Raw genomic sequence first — 17051 nt, forward strand, 5'->3', positions numbered from 1 at the left:
TATGTTCTTGCATCTTCGATACCCTTCTAAAAAGGAAAAGTTTTTCTGTATGTATAAAAAATCGTGCTGAATTGCTTCAGCACGATTTTATTCTTTATAAAATCCACCCTTGCGGATTCAGAATATATTCTGAAGTCCTCACCTTTAAAAAAGGAGGGCTTCAAGGCAAATTACATCTCAACCATTTCTACGCCATCAATACGTGCCACAGTCATCAAGTCCTTATCGCCACGACCTGAAACAGTCGCAATAATAATTTGATCTTTAGACATGGTTGGCGCAAGTTTAGTCACATACGCCATCGCATGTGAACTTTCCAGCGCAGGAATAATCCCTTCAATCTGGGTTAAATCACGGAAACCTTGAAGCGCTTCCTGATCATTAATCGGCACATATTCAACACGGTGCATATCTTTCAAGAAACTGTGTTCAGGACCAACGCCCGGATAATCCAGACCGGCAGAAATTGAATGGGTTTCAATGATCTGGCCTTGCTCATCAGACATCAGATAAGTGCGGTTACCATGCAACACACCGACATGACCTGCGTTTAGCGGAGCAGAGTGCTTACCGGTTTCAATCCCCAAACCTGCTGCTTCCACACCATACATTTTCACGTCCTGATCGTTCAGGAATGGATAGAATAAACCGATCGCATTCGAGCCACCGCCCACACAAGCCACCAATGCATCTGGCAAACGGCCCGCCTGTTCCAGAATCTGGCGACGTGCTTCACGACCAATCACAGACTGGAAGTCACGTACCAGCATCGGATACGGATGAGGACCCGCCACTGTACCGATAATATAGTAGGTACTGTCTACATTCGTTACCCAGTCACGCATCGCTTCATTTAATGCATCTTTCAGGGTTTTAGAGCCGCTTTCTACTGGCACCACTTTAGCACCAAGCAAACGCATACGGTACACGTTCATAGCCTGACGTTTTACGTCTTCGGCACCCATATACACGACACATTCCAGGCCTAAACGCGCTGCAATCGTCGCTGTTGCCACGCCGTGCTGACCTGCACCGGTCTCCGCAATAATACGTTTTTTACCGGAAAGTTTTGCCAGCAGTGCCTGACCAATGGTGTTGTTGATTTTATGTGAGCCGGTATGGTTCAAGTCTTCACGTTTTAAGTAAATTTGCGCACCACCCAACTCTTTTGACCATCGCTCAGCATAATATAAAGGACTAGGACGACCTACATAGTAAGCCAGATCACGGTCGAATTCTGCCAGAAACTGTTCGTCATTTTTCATACGGAGATACAGCTTTTCTAGGTCTTCTAGAGCTGCCATCAGAGTTTCTGACACAAAACGTCCGCCATGGATACCGAAATGCCCTTTTGCATCAGGGAATTGGGTATAGTCAATCACATTATTTTGCTGATCCACGTAGGACTCCTTGCATAAAGCGTTCGATGAGTTGTTGGTCTTTTATACCTTTTGCGGACTCGACACCGCCGCTCACATCCACAGCATAGGCTTGTGTGGTGAGAATTGCCTGCTCGATATTGTCAGGGTTTAAGCCCCCTGCCAAGATGAGCGGAATATTTAATTTTGGGAAAGTGGTCCAGTCAAAGCTATGCCCGGTGCCCCCTTTTAAATCTGGATGCCAGGCATCTAACAGCACAGCACTTGCCCCTGCATCCTGATAACTTTGAATTTCGGCTTGAATATCTAAACCTGGTTTCACCTGGATGGCTTTGTACCAGCGGCGGCCGACCTGTTTGGAAATATGCTGACACTGTTCAGGACTTTCATCACCATGAAATTGCAGCATATCCAGAGGCACATCTTTTAAAACGTGTTGAATGTCATCCGCAGATGCATTGACAAATAAACCCACTGTTTGCACATAGGCAGGTACATGCTGGATCAGTTCTTTCACTTGCTCTTTGGTCACACTACGTGGACTAGGTGGAAAAAATACAAAACCAATCGCATCTGCTCCTGCATTCACAACTGAATGTATATCTTCTATTCGTGTGATTCCGCAAATTTTGGCACGGGTTCGCATACAATTCGCTCTAATTTTTTAACCTTAACTTTGCCAATTTATAGTCATGCTATAAACATAAGGGCGAATCATTGTAATGCAATTTCTTTAGCTTGCGTAAAGTTCATCCGAATAATTCTTGTCTGACGTTGTTTATCAGCAATACTATCTTTATACTGCGCCCATCTTGCAACAAGTCAAAGCCTTAAAGCTTTAGGGAAGTTGGTGAAAATCCAACACTGCCCCCGCAACGGTAAAAAATGAAACGTCAATCAATTTAAACCTCTGGTTTACGCCACTGCATGAAAATGTGGGAAGGTGGATTGGCAGCATGGTGCCTGCCCTGCACATTTAAGTCCGGATACCTGCTTGTTGTGTTCTTTAACTCAATCATTCACGGGGAGTGAATGTATGGAGCACATTATGTCTATTCAATTTCAGCCTACAGCTTTAGTGGGCGCAATCGCTATTGCGATGGGTTTCTCTGCATCTGTCTCTGCACAAGACAATACAACGACTGTGAATGCTTCTTTAGACACTTTAGTCGTTACCGCAACACGCTCTGAAGAAAAGATTAAAGATGTGCCTGCGCGTATTTCAATTATTGAACCCCAAATTGTTGAACAATCACCAATTGCCTCTTTTCCTGATTTGCTCAAACATGATGCTACCATCAACATGGTTCAAAGTGGCGGTATGGGGCAACTTGCCGATATTTATTTACGTGGTACTGAATCAGACCATACTTTGATTTTACGTGATGGCATACGATTAAATAATGCATCTTCGGGTACAGCAAGCCTTGCTTTTATTGATACCACAGATATCAAACAAATCGAAATTCTAAAAGGCCCTGCTTCTGTTCTATATGGTACAGATGCTATTGGCGGTGTGGTTCAATTGATTTCAAAAAAACCTGAAAAAACAGGTGCATTCGTTACAGGTGAAATAGGAGAACATAAAACCTATAAATCTGTCATCGGTGCTGATTTATATGAAGACGGTTTTTATGCTCAAATTCGCGGCCAACGATTAGAATCTGATGCAACAAAAGTAACCAACCAAAAAACCAACAGCCATGAAACCGCTTCTTTTGATCAAAAAGGCTTTAGTACTAAATTTGGTGTGGAAAAAGAAAAACTTGCAACATCAATTGACTACAGTACCAATAAAGGCACCAGCCTATATGATGCTTATTCATTTAATGGTGCATTGCTGAAACAAGACTTTGAAAATGAAATTATCAATCTTCGTGGTCGTATAAACCTGACTGATCAATTTGAACTGAATGCACGTTTATCTCAATTTACGGATGAAGTCGACCAAAAAGATTCAACCGACTTTGTACATGGTAAAACTCAAGAAGCAGAACTCTATGGTAAATGGAACCTCATGCCTCAGCAGACTTTACTTACAGGTGTGACTCATCGCAATCTGGATGGCGATATTCTGTCTTATGGCACACCTTATAATGAAGATGTGGACTCAACTGGATATTATATTCAGCATCAATTTAACGGGACTAAACTCAACACCCAGATTGGTGTCCGTGTAGAAGACAATGAAAAATATGGGACTCATACTGTAGGTCAAATTGCTGCTCGCTACCAATTGCTGCCATCAACCAGCGCATATGTAAATGTAGGTACAGCATTTAAATCGCCAACCTTGAATGAACTTTATAATTCATGGAATGGCAACCCAGATCTGAACCCTGAAGAAAGTACATCTTATGAAATTGGTTTTGACCAAAATCTGGCTTATGGTTTGCAAACAGGTTTATCTGCTTACTACACAGAAGTTAAAGATTTGATCGCCTCAGGCAGCAATGGCAAACTGACAAATATTCAAAAGGCTACTTATCAAGGTGGTGAGGCTTATTTAGGCTGGCAGCAAGATGATTTATTTGCCAAAGCAACCTATAGCTACGTTAAACCTCAAAATGAAGCAACTCATCAAGATTTAAATCGTCGCCCTCGTCAAGGTTTTACCTTAACAACTGGCTTACAAAACGAAGTATATGGTATTAGTGCATCTTTGGTCGCTAAATCCAAATCTAAAGATTGGGATAAAAACTACAAGAACCCGGGCTATGCGACGGTTGATGTAAATGCTTTCTGGAATGTAAACCCAAATGTGAAACTATTTACCAATATTCAAAATATTGGGGATGTTGAATATAAGACTGCATACCAAGACCAAGGTTATTACTATGTCAACGGCGGTCGCCTCGCTTCTGCGGGTGTAACCTTCCGTTACTAAGCTCTTAACAGCAAAAAATTTTAAAACAGCGCAGTTTATGGATAATGTTATGACCGACATTATCCTTTTTTATTGTATTCATCAAAAACTCAAGGAACAGATATGGGCCACCGTTTAAGTAAAATCTATACCCGTACCGGCGACTCAGGCACAACTGGACTCGGTGATGGTTCGCGTGTCGCCAAAGATGACTTGCGCATTACGGCACTAGGCGATGTGGATGAGCTGAATGCCTGTATTGGCGTACTTCGCTCACAGATTGCCCACAGTACTATTGCAGAAAAAGCCAACTGGGATAAATCCTTAAGCCTGATTCAGCACTGGTTATTCGACCTCGGCGGTGAAGTCTGCATTCCAAACTTTAACCTGGTTCAAGCGGTTTCCATCGAGTTTTTGGAAAATGACATTGACCGTATGAACGAAGCATTGCCAATGCTGAAAGACTTTATATTACCTGCCGGAACTTTAGCTTGCAGTTATGCCCATCAGGCCCGTGCCGTCTGCCGTCGTGCCGAGCGCAGTGTAATGTCGGTACATAGCCGTGACCAGAATATTCAGGCCAACTCGCTACAGTTGCTTAATCGCCTGTCCGACTGGTTATTTGTTGCATCGCGTACCTTGCAACGTGCTGAAGGCGGATCTGAAGTGCTTTGGCAAAAAAATATTAATGAGACGATTTGAAAAAATTAAAATTTAAATCTGCTATTTGATACTCGGCCACGTCATCTGCAACTGTTCGAGGCAGGACTATATTTAAAGTCTAATGTTTTTTGCGAAAAACTTAAAAAAATTACGGTTTTTGACGAGTTTTGCAGATGATAATGGTTTTGCCTACTTTTGCCGAAACAAAAGTAGGTCGAACCGAAGGTTAATTTTCAAGATATAATTCAAATGAAAAGACGCTGTAGTGACAATATTCCTTAAAGAAATTGGTGGTGTTTCAAAAAGTATGCTGAAACAAAGCAGGTTGAATTTTGATAAAATAGAGAAATGCGAATAACTCTAGAAATCAAATGTCCAACCTGCCTCAGTGACAGTATAAAGAAAAATGGCATCAAAGTAGATGGGAAACAAAACTATCAGTGCAAAGACTGTAAACGTCAGTTTATTGGTGACCATGCTCTGAGCTATCTAGGATGTAATTCAGGCATTACTCGAAAAATATTACAGTTGATGGTCAGAGGTAGTGGTATACGAGATATCGCTGAAGTTGAGCGAATCAGTATCGGTAAAGTTTTACGTACTTTAACCGAATCGACCTACCAAATTCAGCCTAAACAAAGTCATTATGAGTCTCTTGAAGTTGATGAGTTTTGGACTTTTGTGGGAAATAAAAATAATAAACAATGGCTTATTTACGCCTACCATCGAGAAACAGGTGAGATTGTTGCTTATGTTTGGGGTAAAAGAGACTTAGCTACAGTTCAACGATTGAAGACAAAGCTTAAACAATTAGGTATTCACTACACCCGAATTGCAAGTGATCATTGGGACAGTTTCATAACTGCTTTTAAAAACTGCAAGCAAAGTATTGGTAAATTTTTTACTGTAGGTATTGAAGGTAATAATTGCAAAATAAGGCATCGAATTAGGCGCGGTTTTAGAAGGAGTTGTAATTTTTCAAAAAAGATTGAAAACCATTTTAAAGCTTTCGACTTAACCTTTTTTTACATCAATAATGGCTTCATTTAATGTCAGCATACTTTTTGAAACACCACCAAGAAATTAATAAATCCATATTTAAAATTTGGGTGGTGTATCAAAAAGTATGCTAAAAAAAAGCAGGTTGAGTTTTGATAAAATAGAGAAATGCAAATAACTCTAGAAATCAAATGTCCAACCTGCCTCAGTGACAATATAAAGAAAAATGGCATCAAAGTAGATGGGAAACAGAACTACCAATGCAAAGACTGCAAACGTCAGTTTATTGGTGACCATGCTCTGAGCTATCTAGGATGTAATTCTGGCATTACTCGTAAAATATTACAGTTAATGGTCAGAGGCAGCGGTATACGAGATATCGCTGAAGTTGAGCGCATTAGTATCGGTAAAGTCTTACGGACTTTAACTGAATCGGCCTATCAAATTCAGCCTAAACAAAGTCATTATGAATCTCTCGAAGTAGATGAATTCTGGACTTTTGTTGGAAATAAAAATAATAAACAATGGCTTATTTACGCTTACCATCGAGAAACAGGTGAGATTGTTGCTTATGTTTGGGGTAAGAGAGATTTAGCTACAGTCCAAAGGTTGAAGACAAAGCTTAAACAATTAGGTATTCACTACACCCGAATTGCAAGTGATCATTGGGACAGTTTCATCACTGCTTTTAAAAACTGCAAGCAAAGTATTGGTAAGTTTTTTACTGTAGGAATTGAAGGTAATAATTGCAAAATAAGGCATCGAATAAGGCGTGGTTTTAGAAGAAGTTGTAATTTCTCCAAAAAGCTTGAAAACCATTTTAAAGCCTTCGACTTAACCTTCTTTTACATCAATAATGGCTTCATTTAATGTCAGCATACTTTTTAAAACACCACCAAAATTTGAAGTAAAATAACTTTCATAAATTGTCTTAGAGATACACATGCGAATCATCGGACATCGTGGTGCACGCGGAGAAGCCCCTGAAAATACCTTGGGCGGATTTCAGTATATCCATGACCTAGGCATTCGGGCAGTCGAATTTGATGTCCGTCAGCTCAAAGACGGTGAACTCATCATCATGCACGATGACAATTTCCTAAGAACCACAGGTACCAATCAGGCACTCTATGATTTAAACAGTCACCAGCTTGAAGCTTATAATCAGGCACATATCTGGATAGACTGGGAAAAACAGCTTACCCCGACACTCCGTCAAACCCTGAGCATTATTCATGACTTTGAACATATTGAAGTTGAAGTCAAAGAAGTGGCAACCATGTTCGATGCTGAAAAACTGGTTTTAGAATTACAACAACAGTTACATGGTTTTGAACAAACTGCCGTGATCACCAGTTTCGATTTAAAAATTCATCAGGCTTTAAAACGGCAATACTCCATTTTTAAACGCGGCTTACTAGTTGAAAATGACATTCAATACTTGGCTATTGAGCAGGCTTTAGAACTCGGTTGCTGTCAAATTGGCTGGATGAACCAGCTGGCAAGCGATGAGATGATTCAGGCCACACAACAGGCACATTTAGGCATTAGTGTCTGGACAGTCAATGAGGTTGAGCGTGCCAAGCATCTACAAAGCTTGGGAATAGATGGATTAATTACCGACTTTCCCAAAATGATGCTCGAACAACTTTAATAAAAGTTTCTGTCCCCACTTTTGTGACTCAATCCGCTATTTATTGAATCAAAAATGACTCACATCGCTGCTGTTCACGGAAGCAGCTTTGACCTTCGATAAAATCAATCAACCCTTCCCCGTATTCTGTTACTGTTTAGTACAATACACCTGTAGAATAATGCTAGTGAAGATTTGTTCGCTCATGCTAATATTGAAGAAGTCTTAATCCCTATAATTTGTATTGAATTAAGAATTCATTTATACCTTACCCTTATACGGTTCTAGGAGTGCTGTTGGAGATGAATGCTCCCTTACCCAAAGCCCCAATTAACTGGATTGCAGTGTTTGCATTGGTTTTTTTACCAATTGTGGCTGTAATCGCTATCCCTTTATATGCTTATCATCATGATTTTAGCTTAGGCGCATGGATCAGCTTATTTGTACTGCTTGGTTTTAGCAGTTTAGGGATTACCGCGGGTTATCACCGCTTATGGGCACACCGTGCTTATGAAGCAACTCTTCCATTAAAAATTATTTTAATGATTATGGGTACTTTTGCTGTTCAGAACAGTATTTTGTTCTGGGCTTCAGGTCACCGTACTCATCATCGTCATGTTGATGATGTCGAGAAAGACCCATATTCAATTAATAATGGTTTTTGGTATGCGCATATGGGATGGATGCTTCGTAACTATCCGGCAGCAGAAGCAAACTATAAAAATGCACCTGATTTGTTAAACGACAAAGTGGTGATGTTCCAAGACAAATATTACATTCCGCTGGTGATTGCCGTACACGTAGTCATTCTGACCACTGTAGGCTGGGCTGTGGGTGACATGTGGGGCGTCGTGTTATTGGGTGGTTTACTCCGTCTGATCTTGAGCCATCATGTAACTTTCTTCATTAACTCACTGTGTCACATGTGGGGCAAACGCCCTTATACCGACGAAAACACTGCGCGTGACAATTTCATTTTAGCCATTGCCACTTGGGGTGAGGGTTATCACAACTACCACCACATTTTCCAGTACGATTACCGTAACGGCGTGAAATGGTGGCAGTATGACCCGACCAAATGGTTGATCTGGTCCTGTTCAAAACTGGGCTTAGCTAAAAACTTACGCCGCATTCCAAGCTTTAATATCAAAAAAGCAGAATTAGCAATGCGCTTTAAATATGCTGAACAGGATTTGGCAGTATATGGCCATAATGTCAATGAAGATATGGCAACGGCTAAACTTCGCATTGCTCAGGAATACGAAGCTTTTACCCAAACTTTAAATGATTGGGCAACACTGAAAGAGCAAGAGATTCAAGTCAAGAAAGCCTCTGTTGCTGAAAAAATTCATCAAATGGATAACAAACTTAAAGTTGATTTCCAATTGGTTGAACAGCGCCTTGTTCATCATCGCGACAGCTTGAAAATTTTAATGCGTAGTATTAAAAAGAATCCAGTTTCAGAATAAAATCTGGTTCAATATAAAGCCCCATTTTTTTGTATATAGTGAAAACTGTGTATATGTAAAATATATTAATTTAAATATTTGAAATTTAATATTTAATTTTAATGATTAAAGCGTACATACCATGTACTTTAGTATGTACGCTTTTTGCTTTCTTAGGCGTAAGGATCTTTTTTATAAATATTACTGATTAATTTGTTTAGAAAATTTCTTAATATCATATAAATGGAATACTTGATCTAACTGAAAGACGCAAATTATAAAATACTTAATTATTGCGATAGAAATATAGAATAATAAATAAAATAGTGCCATTGGTTCTTTTGAATATTAATGTCAGAGAGATGAAAGCTAAAATATTCCCAATTTTTTAAAGCTAAATTTAATTTTCTTCTAACTTTAAATAGTGTAAATTTAAGGAAAAATATAATATTGCGATTAATTAATGAGCTCCATTCTACCAATTGAAAAAAACATCATTGTAAGTGTGCCTGTTGAATACACTACTTCTCAAAAAGGTACATATTTTGAGAAATTATGTGCCCAAATTCTTCGAAAACAGTCTTATGAAATTACAGGTTGTGAAGTCAGAAGAACTGGGATGGAAGTAGATCTAGAAGCTACCCATAAACCCTCTCAGAAGACTGTATATATAGAATGTAAATTTTTTAATGATAAAAGTGCGATTGACTCAAAAATAGTAGACCTTTGTTTTGCTCAATCTTTCAGAGGTGACTTCAATAAAATAGCTTTATTTTCAACTGTTAAATTAGGTAAGGATGCTCAGGGTACTTATGATAATTATATCAAAAAAGGAATTGATTTTTCTTTCTATAATAGTGAGGAAATCCTGTCAGCTTTAGAGGTAAGCGGTCAAGTTGCAAATATTGACACAATTCAATTAAATGCAAATGTTACCTCGGCTACTCTACTTATTCATCCAGAAATTGTACCTGTGTGGCTTTTACAAGAAAGTGAAAATGGTTCTCCAACGGGACTAATTGCATATGTTTCACCTGGACATGAAATAAGTTTAGAGCGAGTACGACAAATTCTTGATAGTGAAGGAAAGCTAGAAGAACTTGAAATAAGGCTTTATGAACAGAAAACCACCCCAAAAAAAACTGAATTAATTGCTCATTCCCCTACAAGAGAAGTTGTTAGTGGAATTGTATTAGCCGATGACATCATGGATCCTAAACCTTGCCGTCCAAAAGACTTTATCGGCAGAGATGACATTCAAAAAGAAATATGGGACTTTTTAGAGTCTGTACGTACAAATGACACAGATTGTAGAATTCTTGCATTGACAGGATTATCAGGAAATGGAAAGTCATCACTAGTTGCTAATCTTTCCGACAGATTCACTAATATAAAATGGAAAAATAAACTTTATCTTTATCCGGTTGATGTACGTTCAGCAAGAGGTTCTCGTTTTGTCGCTGAAGCTGTATGTAAAGCATTTAAAACGGCTATTAGTCATGGATTTATAGAATCTAAAAATAACTTCTACGTTGAAAATATTGACGAAATCACAGGTGGGAAATCCTTTCAAGAGTGCGCACAATATCTTGAAAACAATAATAAAGTAATGGTGATCTTCTTTGATCAATTCGAAGAAGTGTTCATGAAAGAAGAACTCTTTTCTTTGTTTCGTGCATTTAGAAGATTCGCTCTCGATATCTCTGCGGAGAAAACCAATGTGGTAGTTGGTTTTTCATGGCGAACAGGCATTTTTTTAGGTAATGATAATCCTGCTTACGGTTTATGGTATGACTTACGGGATCATCGAACTGAACGAAAGTTAAAAACATTTGATGTAAAAGATTCTAATAGAATGATTTCTAGTTTTGAAAAGGAAGCTGGGATTAGCCTTACTAAACCATTAAAAGCTAGATTAATACAACAAGCTCAAGGGTTTCCTTGGTTTCTTAAAAAGCTCTGTATTCATTTGTTTAAGAAAATAAAGGAAGGGATTTCTCAAGAAGAACTTTTGATTAGCCAAATGCAAATCAAGAATCTATTTGAAGAAGATTTAGAACGACCTTCACGTGAAGTTGAGTGTTTAAAATTTGTAGCAAAAAAATCACCTGTCGATCGCTATGAGGCGACAAAAGAATTTGGTGAAAATACTGTTTCAAGATTAATTGCAGATAGATTGTTAATTAAAACAGGAGAAAAAATCTCTGTATATTGGGACGTATTTAGAGATTACCTTATTACAAATGAAACCCCCATTATTTCTTGGGCATTTATGCCCAACTATGGAAATAGCGTGTCGTTAAAATTCGTAGATTTGATTAAGGATAATGCGGCTTCTATAGATGAATTAGTAGAAAAAACTAATTACAGTAGAGGAACTATTCAGAATATTTTTGTTGATTTATCATCCTTTGCATTGGTTGTAAAAACTAAAGATGATAAATATAAACTTAATTGTGAAATTGATGAAATTGCTCTTAAAGTTCGTAATCAAATGCTTGGACATGTCATTTATCAAGAAGCCCTAGCAGCCTCTAAAAATAATAATGAACCAATTATAACTATTGAGGATATGTCATCTATTATTGATACAGCTTATGCCTCAAACGAAGAAAAAGCTCAGATGAAATATGTAGTGAAAATCTTATCTTGGTTAAGATTTTCTGGCTTAATGAGCTTATTGCACGATAAAGTTAGAGTATATGATGCTGATAGTTATTCTCCTGATTTTGGTGAAATTACTGGAGGCCGTAATAAAACCAGTTTGTTTTTAGCAGCAAGTACATTTGAAAATGCAGTCGTTCTACTTGAAAAAATCATAGCCCAAACGACTATTGATCAAACAGAATCAGGGGCTCGTAATGTTATTTCTGATCTAGTCGCATTAGGTATTTGTCGAAGGGTTAGCAATAATCGTATTGAGTTAGTAAAAACAAATAATCCTGAATTTTCGATCGAACAACAACTAGCTATTAAGGTATTAGAAGCAGATACGATTATCTTGTTAGATAAGCTCATTGTGCATCATGGTGAGGAAATAAATACACTGGTTGAAAAAATGTCTGCCGAACTAGGGAAAAAGTGGAAACCTGCAACAGGGCAACGATATATCAGTGCCTTATTGCGCTTTAAAAATTTAGCGAACAAGACTCTTAATAAAGAACATGACGTAAATGTTTCAGATGTAGCTTAAAAGAATTGTAAAAAACAGCTCACGTACAGGGGCTGTTTTTTAATAAACTTCCATTTAATTATCTAATTCTTTGAGAATTTTACGTAAACCTGTCGCAAACCCCCTCGGAAAAATTTCACTATTGTATTCGATATGCTTTACTTGACCAGCTTGAGTCGTTACCCAATCATTTTTTTCCATACATTCATCGGATATGGCATAAAATAATGCTCTTTTTTCCGACTCACTTAATAATCCCAATAAAGAAGGTAATACCTCGATACTTGGCTCTATTGGATCATTAAACTGTCGTACGGGACGCTTATCAATAGTAATATTTGCATGCTGCTTAAGTAAATTTACTTCTTTAAGATAACGATTTCTCTCTGCAATTATTTGCCCAAATAGAACTCTCAATGCTGGATCAGGAATGCGTTCTAATAATTGATTATCTTTAGGAACTTTCTTAGAACGTGCATACGGAACAATAGGCTTTTTAGTATTAGTGTTAAATTTTTGAGCCCATGCCTCAATTAGTGTTCGATAATGTTTATTCCGAGTTGCTCGTAATGCTTCATAAGCTAAGCCTCCTTTCGCTAAAGATATTCGACCAATCTTTGTAATAGAAAAGTCTCTTTGGCCTGAATCAGTATATTCTTTAAGAATATTGTTTAGCTGATCAAGATTATCCTTTGTTCTTTGTGATTTGTCTTCTTTTAAGCCTTCAAGAATGACTTCAATATTAATTTCCATTATTCCTCCAATAAGGCTGGCTGAATGAAACTTTTAAAGTTAAGAACTTTATTTCCTAAAGCTTCTATTCCTTCATTTAGTAGACGATTGTCTATTAAGTATTTTTCAGCTTCAATATAATTTGCAACTTTTCTATAACCTTCGAGCTTATCATCAGGATCTGTAATTTTTGCCATATGCCGCATCATGGCATTTGCAGAAATTAGTTGTTTTTTTTCATCCATTTCTAAAAAAATGGGTTGAAATCCTTTTTTCATAAAGATTCTACTAAGTTGAATAGAACGCTTCTGAATAACAGAAGTTTTACGTAATTCATCTTGTAAATCTGGATAAAACTCAGCATCTTCACACAATAAAGATAAATGTAGTAGTTCCGACTCAGTTTCAATAAATTTAAGAGCATAGTTAATGTCATGCTCTGTACCTACTGCAATTAATTTATCTCTATTGTCTTCCTGGGTTCTTTCTTCTTCGATACGAATAATCTTACTAATAAGATCAAAGCAAGCCATCCAATCTTGAGTGTATTCATCCGCTTCAACTCTTTGCTTTTCCCATCGACGTGTTAATACTTGAAGTTCATCAAAACGTATAAACGGTTTACCTTGTTCTTCGCAGAAGAATTGTTCATCTTTGAGTAATTCTAATTCTGTTTCAATTTCAATCGACAGGTTTGCAGCTTGATGCGCTTTATAACTCAGTTGGTTAAATTGTGCATTAAGCGCAGGTAGGTAACGAGCTTCAGTGATAAACCAACGACAGCGTATACAATTTTCAGGACCATGAGGAACACTACCATAAACCCGATTAATAGATATTTGTGATTCCTTTAATATCTCTCCACCGTTCCAACAACCACCTAATGTACTAACTTCATCTGTTCTAATAGTATTGCCACCGACTAAACATAAACCAGTTGCACGTTCTTCCCAGCCAATTGGGTTGCGATTAGTAAGCACTGCTTGAATACTGTCTTGTTGGTGATATGCCATCTTGCATTTAATTTGCTCCATTGAGGCATCTTTCAGAAAGTTACGGACTGATTGTTCGGATTTATTATCCAATTGCTTATGAGCCTCTTCCATTTTTTCTGCAATCTTCGATGGAGTTATCTTATTATAATAGATGGTCATGAGTAGCCGAGAATGTCCTGCTAACAGCTTAGATATAACAGGTAGGGGCAATTGGGTGTCCATCGTGTATGCAGTAATAAGGGAAACTCTTAAACTGTGTAAAGGAAACAGTGTAGAGACCCCCCTTTCATCTTTATCATTTAAATTATCAACAACAAGTTTTAAGCGTTCGCCATTGTCAAGTGTATTACCACGTTGAGCAAGTTGTTGCTCTAACGCAAATAAGAGTTGATACCAAAGGTCCGCTAATGGATATTCTGTTACTGGTTTGTGCTTATCCGCGCCTTTTGCAGATGCATCACGGAATAAGAAAGAAATCTCTCCCATGCTTTTTAATTGCATTTCAGTTTTCTTTTTCCCAATATGCTTTTTCAGTAGGGTGGTACAGTCTGTAGGTTTATCAATTGGGTTGTATTTTTCCTGCCAATTACGTAGCTTTTCTAACCAATATAAGACTTCTTTATTTTGCCAAGGAATGATGTATCCACGCTCTAATTCATCCTTGTTTTGATCTGCAGTTTTATTGGTATTGATATACATACCAGTGGAATATTGCCCTGTCATCGTATCAAGGATGCGGCGAAATACACCTTTACTAAATGGACGCTTTTGACTTCCAAGTACGAAATTATACTTATCATTTAACTTCCATCCACCATGATCATAACGCCAAGTATCTGCTTCTCCGCTATCCAACATACGTATCTGATAAGTGCGAAGTGGTAAATGAAGTTTGATGAAAAGAATCATTGACTTTACAGGCGACCAAAGTTGGTAAATGGTATTTTTTTTACCCTTGGTTTTAACTTCGATAGTACGCCAAACGCAATCAGGATCAGATTTGTCTATTAGTTCAGGTTCGATATTAAACCAGTCACCACCTCGCTTAAGTTTCTGTGTCGGATTTTGAGCCCAAACCCAGTGTTTAAAATGACAGTAATGATAGGCTGGTAATAAAGTTTCGCCTTGTTGAAGGTTTTGTTCCATCACTTCCAATTGAGCTTTATTGGGAAGTGGACATAAGATTTGTCTTAAATCTTGAATATATCGATACGGTAAAGGACTACGAACTGTCTCATGATTAGCAGCTTGTAATTTAATCTTTTCAAATGGATTTTGAACAATAGGTAGTGAGTTATTGTGGTCATCCATTTGCATAAAGTGACGCTTGATTACAAATTCAATGAAATCAAAAGGAATATTAATACCTCTTTGCAATTCATAGGGGCAATTCAGGTGTTGTTTTAAGATATTTTCGAACTCTTCACTAGAACAACGATGCCCCATATAACCCTGAAAAAATAACCGTATATCAGTTGCATACTTGGCGTGTTTAAAAAGATAAGTTTCAAAGAATCGAGCTAATGCAAGAAGTTTATGACTATTACCATGGTGTTGCTCAAGTATCCATTCAGAAGCTAATATTTGCCATTGTTTCCACTCCGCACCTAAAGTAGTAAGCATCCAGGAAAAGGTTAAATCTGTTGTGCGCCCATCATTCTTTTTGCGTATTTTTGGCATCATTTACCTCTCAATTTTGGATTCTTACCAGTAAATAAACCTTGTGGATCAATATCATCGAATCCATATTCAACCAGTGTTTTCCAATCTATTTTTGGTGTTGTAGACTCTGTATTTGCCAATAGTAAAGTTGCTTTATTAAGAGCATCGGATACTTCTTGCTGGCTTTTCCCTGTATAAGGAAGTTGTGATTCTAATGATTTATGATGCATACATTTACGTATGATCAATGGACTAAGTCCTGCTCGTTCTAAGCGTCTACCATAATTGTGACGATGGCCATGTGGATCAAGACCTTCTGATTTATTGGGAATTAAACCAATACGGTTTAAAGCAGTTGCATAACTTTGATGGAAAGCATTTATTGTGTAGGGATTACCTATAGAAGAATGATGGTATGAAATGAATGCATAAGGATGATGGCATTCCACGCTTGCACGATATTTCTGATAGGTTTTCCAAAGAAGCATGAAAACTCTACCATAATCCGACGGAAACCATTGAACCTGTAAATAGTTATCTTTGTGGTCAGTAAGACGGTTTTTCCATCCCAACTTTTGTGTTGTAGTCATTCTACTTCGAGGAATTCGAGCATACTCTTCTTTTAGATATGCTTCTCTAGTGGTTCTACCTTTCAGACTACGCCAACCTTCGGGAGCTTTACCTTCAACCTCATTATAGATTCTTACATTAGCAATATCAGGATCATAAGGGTCTTCAAACACATCAGTGACCCAAAGAGTCAAAGCTTCACTTTCACGTAAACCACCACCATGCATTAATAACACTATCAATTTATCTCGTAACGCAACTCGTGGATCTTTTGCTCCCCCTATACCATTTTTATAAAAGGTTTCCCAATAATTTTCAGGAAAAGCTATAGCATCGTCATTTGTTTTTGTTAGAGGTATTCGTCCTTTAATAGTTCGAGCTTTACGAACAGTATTATTAACGGTTTTATCTTCTATATGACCGAGAAAATCATATTGGTTTTTACGAAACCATGCTGCGTAATTTAGCCTTTGCTCATGTGAAGTGGCATCACGTAATGGATTTATTTGTATTGTCCCAATACGATGAGAAAGCCAATCAGTAAAATTAGTAAGTCTGTAGATATAGCCATTTATAGTGTTTATCGAATTTGGTATCCAATATAATCCCGATGGATCAAGGCCATCTTCACCAGTTGTTCCGTTATATAAACGTTTAGTAAATGTTTGGAAAAGAACTTTAGGATCATTAAATAACCCTTCATTTGCCTCCATGTAATCTAGAAATAAAGACACTGCCTTTATAAGACTATTCATGAGAGACAAACTTGCCCCATCTGCTTCTAGTTTAAGTAAATAGTCCGTAAGTGATCTTAAGTCACCTTGTTCTGTCAGTAAAATTGGGAGCTGACTTTTAATTCCCGTATTATCTTCAGTAATTATTGCTTTAGGACTTACGCATTGACAGATTCAAAAAAGTATTAAAATGCTTTA

The 17051-nt window shown here is 37.6% G+C and carries 12 protein-coding genes and 1 riboswitch; of the genes, 7 read left to right on the top strand and 5 right to left on the bottom strand.

Annotation, left to right across the window (positions count from 1 at the left end; translation table 11 throughout):
* Nucleotides 1–170 precede the first annotated feature (170 nt).
* The gene (gene trpB / locus JFY49_RS12780) at nt 171–1400 is read right to left on the bottom strand and encodes a tryptophan synthase subunit beta (RefSeq protein ID WP_166171307.1); all 1230 of its coding nucleotides are present in this window, start codon (nt 1398–1400) and stop codon (nt 171–173) included.
* A complete protein-coding gene (locus tag JFY49_RS12785; protein ID WP_086197509.1) occupies nt 1384–2025 on the bottom strand; it encodes a phosphoribosylanthranilate isomerase in 642 nt (213 codons plus the stop codon). The genes trpB and JFY49_RS12785 overlap by 17 nt, the downstream gene beginning before the upstream one ends.
* 156 nt (nt 2026–2181) lie before the next feature.
* Nucleotides 2182–2392, top strand: a riboswitch (cobalamin riboswitch).
* 35 nt (nt 2393–2427) lie between these two features.
* Here JFY49_RS12785 and JFY49_RS12790 point away from each other — a divergent pair.
* The 7 genes from JFY49_RS12790 (at nt 2428) to JFY49_RS12820 (ending at nt 12181) form a co-directional block, all read left to right on the top strand.
* Complete coding sequence (locus tag JFY49_RS12790) at nt 2428–4266, top strand: TonB-dependent receptor plug domain-containing protein (protein WP_180081092.1); 1839 nt, start codon at nt 2428–2430, stop codon at nt 4264–4266.
* A 102-nt stretch (nt 4267–4368) separates the two neighbouring features.
* Nucleotides 4369–4947, top strand: a complete 579-nt coding sequence (locus tag JFY49_RS12795) for a cob(I)yrinic acid a,c-diamide adenosyltransferase (protein ID WP_086197511.1) — start codon at nt 4369–4371, stop codon at nt 4945–4947.
* 309 nt (nt 4948–5256) lie between these two features.
* Entirely contained in the window at nt 5257–5958 is a 702-nt protein-coding gene (locus JFY49_RS12800; protein WP_001223318.1) for an IS1-like element ISPa14 family transposase, read from the top strand.
* A 117-nt stretch (nt 5959–6075) separates the two neighbouring features.
* Entirely contained in the window at nt 6076–6777 is a 702-nt protein-coding gene (locus tag JFY49_RS12805) for an IS1 family transposase (protein ID WP_004693132.1), read from the top strand.
* A 73-nt stretch (nt 6778–6850) separates the two neighbouring features.
* Nucleotides 6851–7561 (top strand): glycerophosphodiester phosphodiesterase, encoded by a 711-nt coding sequence (locus JFY49_RS12810; RefSeq protein ID WP_086197512.1) that lies wholly within the window; start codon nt 6851–6853, stop codon nt 7559–7561.
* 281 nt (nt 7562–7842) lie between these two features.
* The gene (locus tag JFY49_RS12815) at nt 7843–9009 is read left to right on the top strand and encodes an acyl-CoA desaturase (RefSeq protein ID WP_086197513.1); all 1167 of its coding nucleotides are present in this window, start codon (nt 7843–7845) and stop codon (nt 9007–9009) included.
* Between the two features lie 442 nt (nt 9010–9451).
* Nucleotides 9452–12181 (top strand): restriction endonuclease, encoded by a 2730-nt coding sequence (locus JFY49_RS12820; RefSeq protein WP_200223126.1) that lies wholly within the window; start codon nt 9452–9454, stop codon nt 12179–12181.
* A 54-nt stretch (nt 12182–12235) separates the two neighbouring features.
* Here the strand turns inward: JFY49_RS12820 and gmtX are convergent, their stop codons facing one another.
* The 3 genes from gmtX to gmtY are packed head-to-tail and all read right to left on the bottom strand — an operon-like array spanning nt 12236 to nt 17027.
* Nucleotides 12236–12913 (bottom strand): gamma-mobile-trio protein GmtX, encoded by a 678-nt coding sequence (gene gmtX, locus JFY49_RS12825; RefSeq protein ID WP_200223127.1) that lies wholly within the window; start codon nt 12911–12913, stop codon nt 12236–12238.
* Nucleotides 12913–15567, bottom strand: a complete 2655-nt coding sequence (locus JFY49_RS12830) for an integrase family protein (protein WP_227609466.1) — start codon at nt 15565–15567, stop codon at nt 12913–12915. The genes gmtX and JFY49_RS12830 overlap by 1 nt, the downstream gene beginning before the upstream one ends.
* On the bottom strand, nt 15567–17027 hold the full coding sequence (gene gmtY / locus JFY49_RS12835) for a gamma-mobile-trio recombinase GmtY (RefSeq protein ID WP_200224876.1): 1461 nt from the start codon (nt 17025–17027) through the stop codon (nt 15567–15569). Before gmtY ends, JFY49_RS12830 begins: the two co-directional genes overlap by 1 nt.
* Nucleotides 17028–17051: the final 24 nt, after the last annotated feature.

The organism is Acinetobacter sp. CS-2, assembly GCF_016599715.1.
GTDB lineage: Bacteria > Pseudomonadota > Gammaproteobacteria > Pseudomonadales > Moraxellaceae > Acinetobacter.

Excerpts from the sequence above, each read along its gene's own strand:
- JFY49_RS12785 (WP_086197509.1), bottom strand. The coding sequence starts at position 2,025 with ATGCGAACCCGTGCCAAAATTTGCGGAATCACACGAATAGAAGATATA.
- JFY49_RS12830 (WP_227609466.1), bottom strand. The coding sequence starts at position 15,567 with ATGCCAAAAATACGCAAAAAGAATGATGGGCGCACAACAGATTTAACC.
- JFY49_RS12795 (WP_086197511.1), top strand. The coding sequence starts at position 4,369 with ATGGGCCACCGTTTAAGTAAAATCTATACCCGTACCGGCGACTCAGGC.
- JFY49_RS12820 (WP_200223126.1), top strand. The coding sequence starts at position 9,452 with ATGAGCTCCATTCTACCAATTGAAAAAAACATCATTGTAAGTGTGCCT.
- JFY49_RS12815 (WP_086197513.1), top strand. The coding sequence starts at position 7,843 with ATGAATGCTCCCTTACCCAAAGCCCCAATTAACTGGATTGCAGTGTTT.
- JFY49_RS12790 (WP_180081092.1), top strand. The coding sequence starts at position 2,428 with ATGTCTATTCAATTTCAGCCTACAGCTTTAGTGGGCGCAATCGCTATT.
- JFY49_RS12805 (WP_004693132.1), top strand. The coding sequence starts at position 6,076 with ATGCAAATAACTCTAGAAATCAAATGTCCAACCTGCCTCAGTGACAAT.
- gmtX (WP_200223127.1), bottom strand. The coding sequence starts at position 12,913 with ATGGAAATTAATATTGAAGTCATTCTTGAAGGCTTAAAAGAAGACAAA.
- JFY49_RS12800 (WP_001223318.1), top strand. The coding sequence starts at position 5,257 with ATGCGAATAACTCTAGAAATCAAATGTCCAACCTGCCTCAGTGACAGT.
- JFY49_RS12810 (WP_086197512.1), top strand. The coding sequence starts at position 6,851 with ATGCGAATCATCGGACATCGTGGTGCACGCGGAGAAGCCCCTGAAAAT.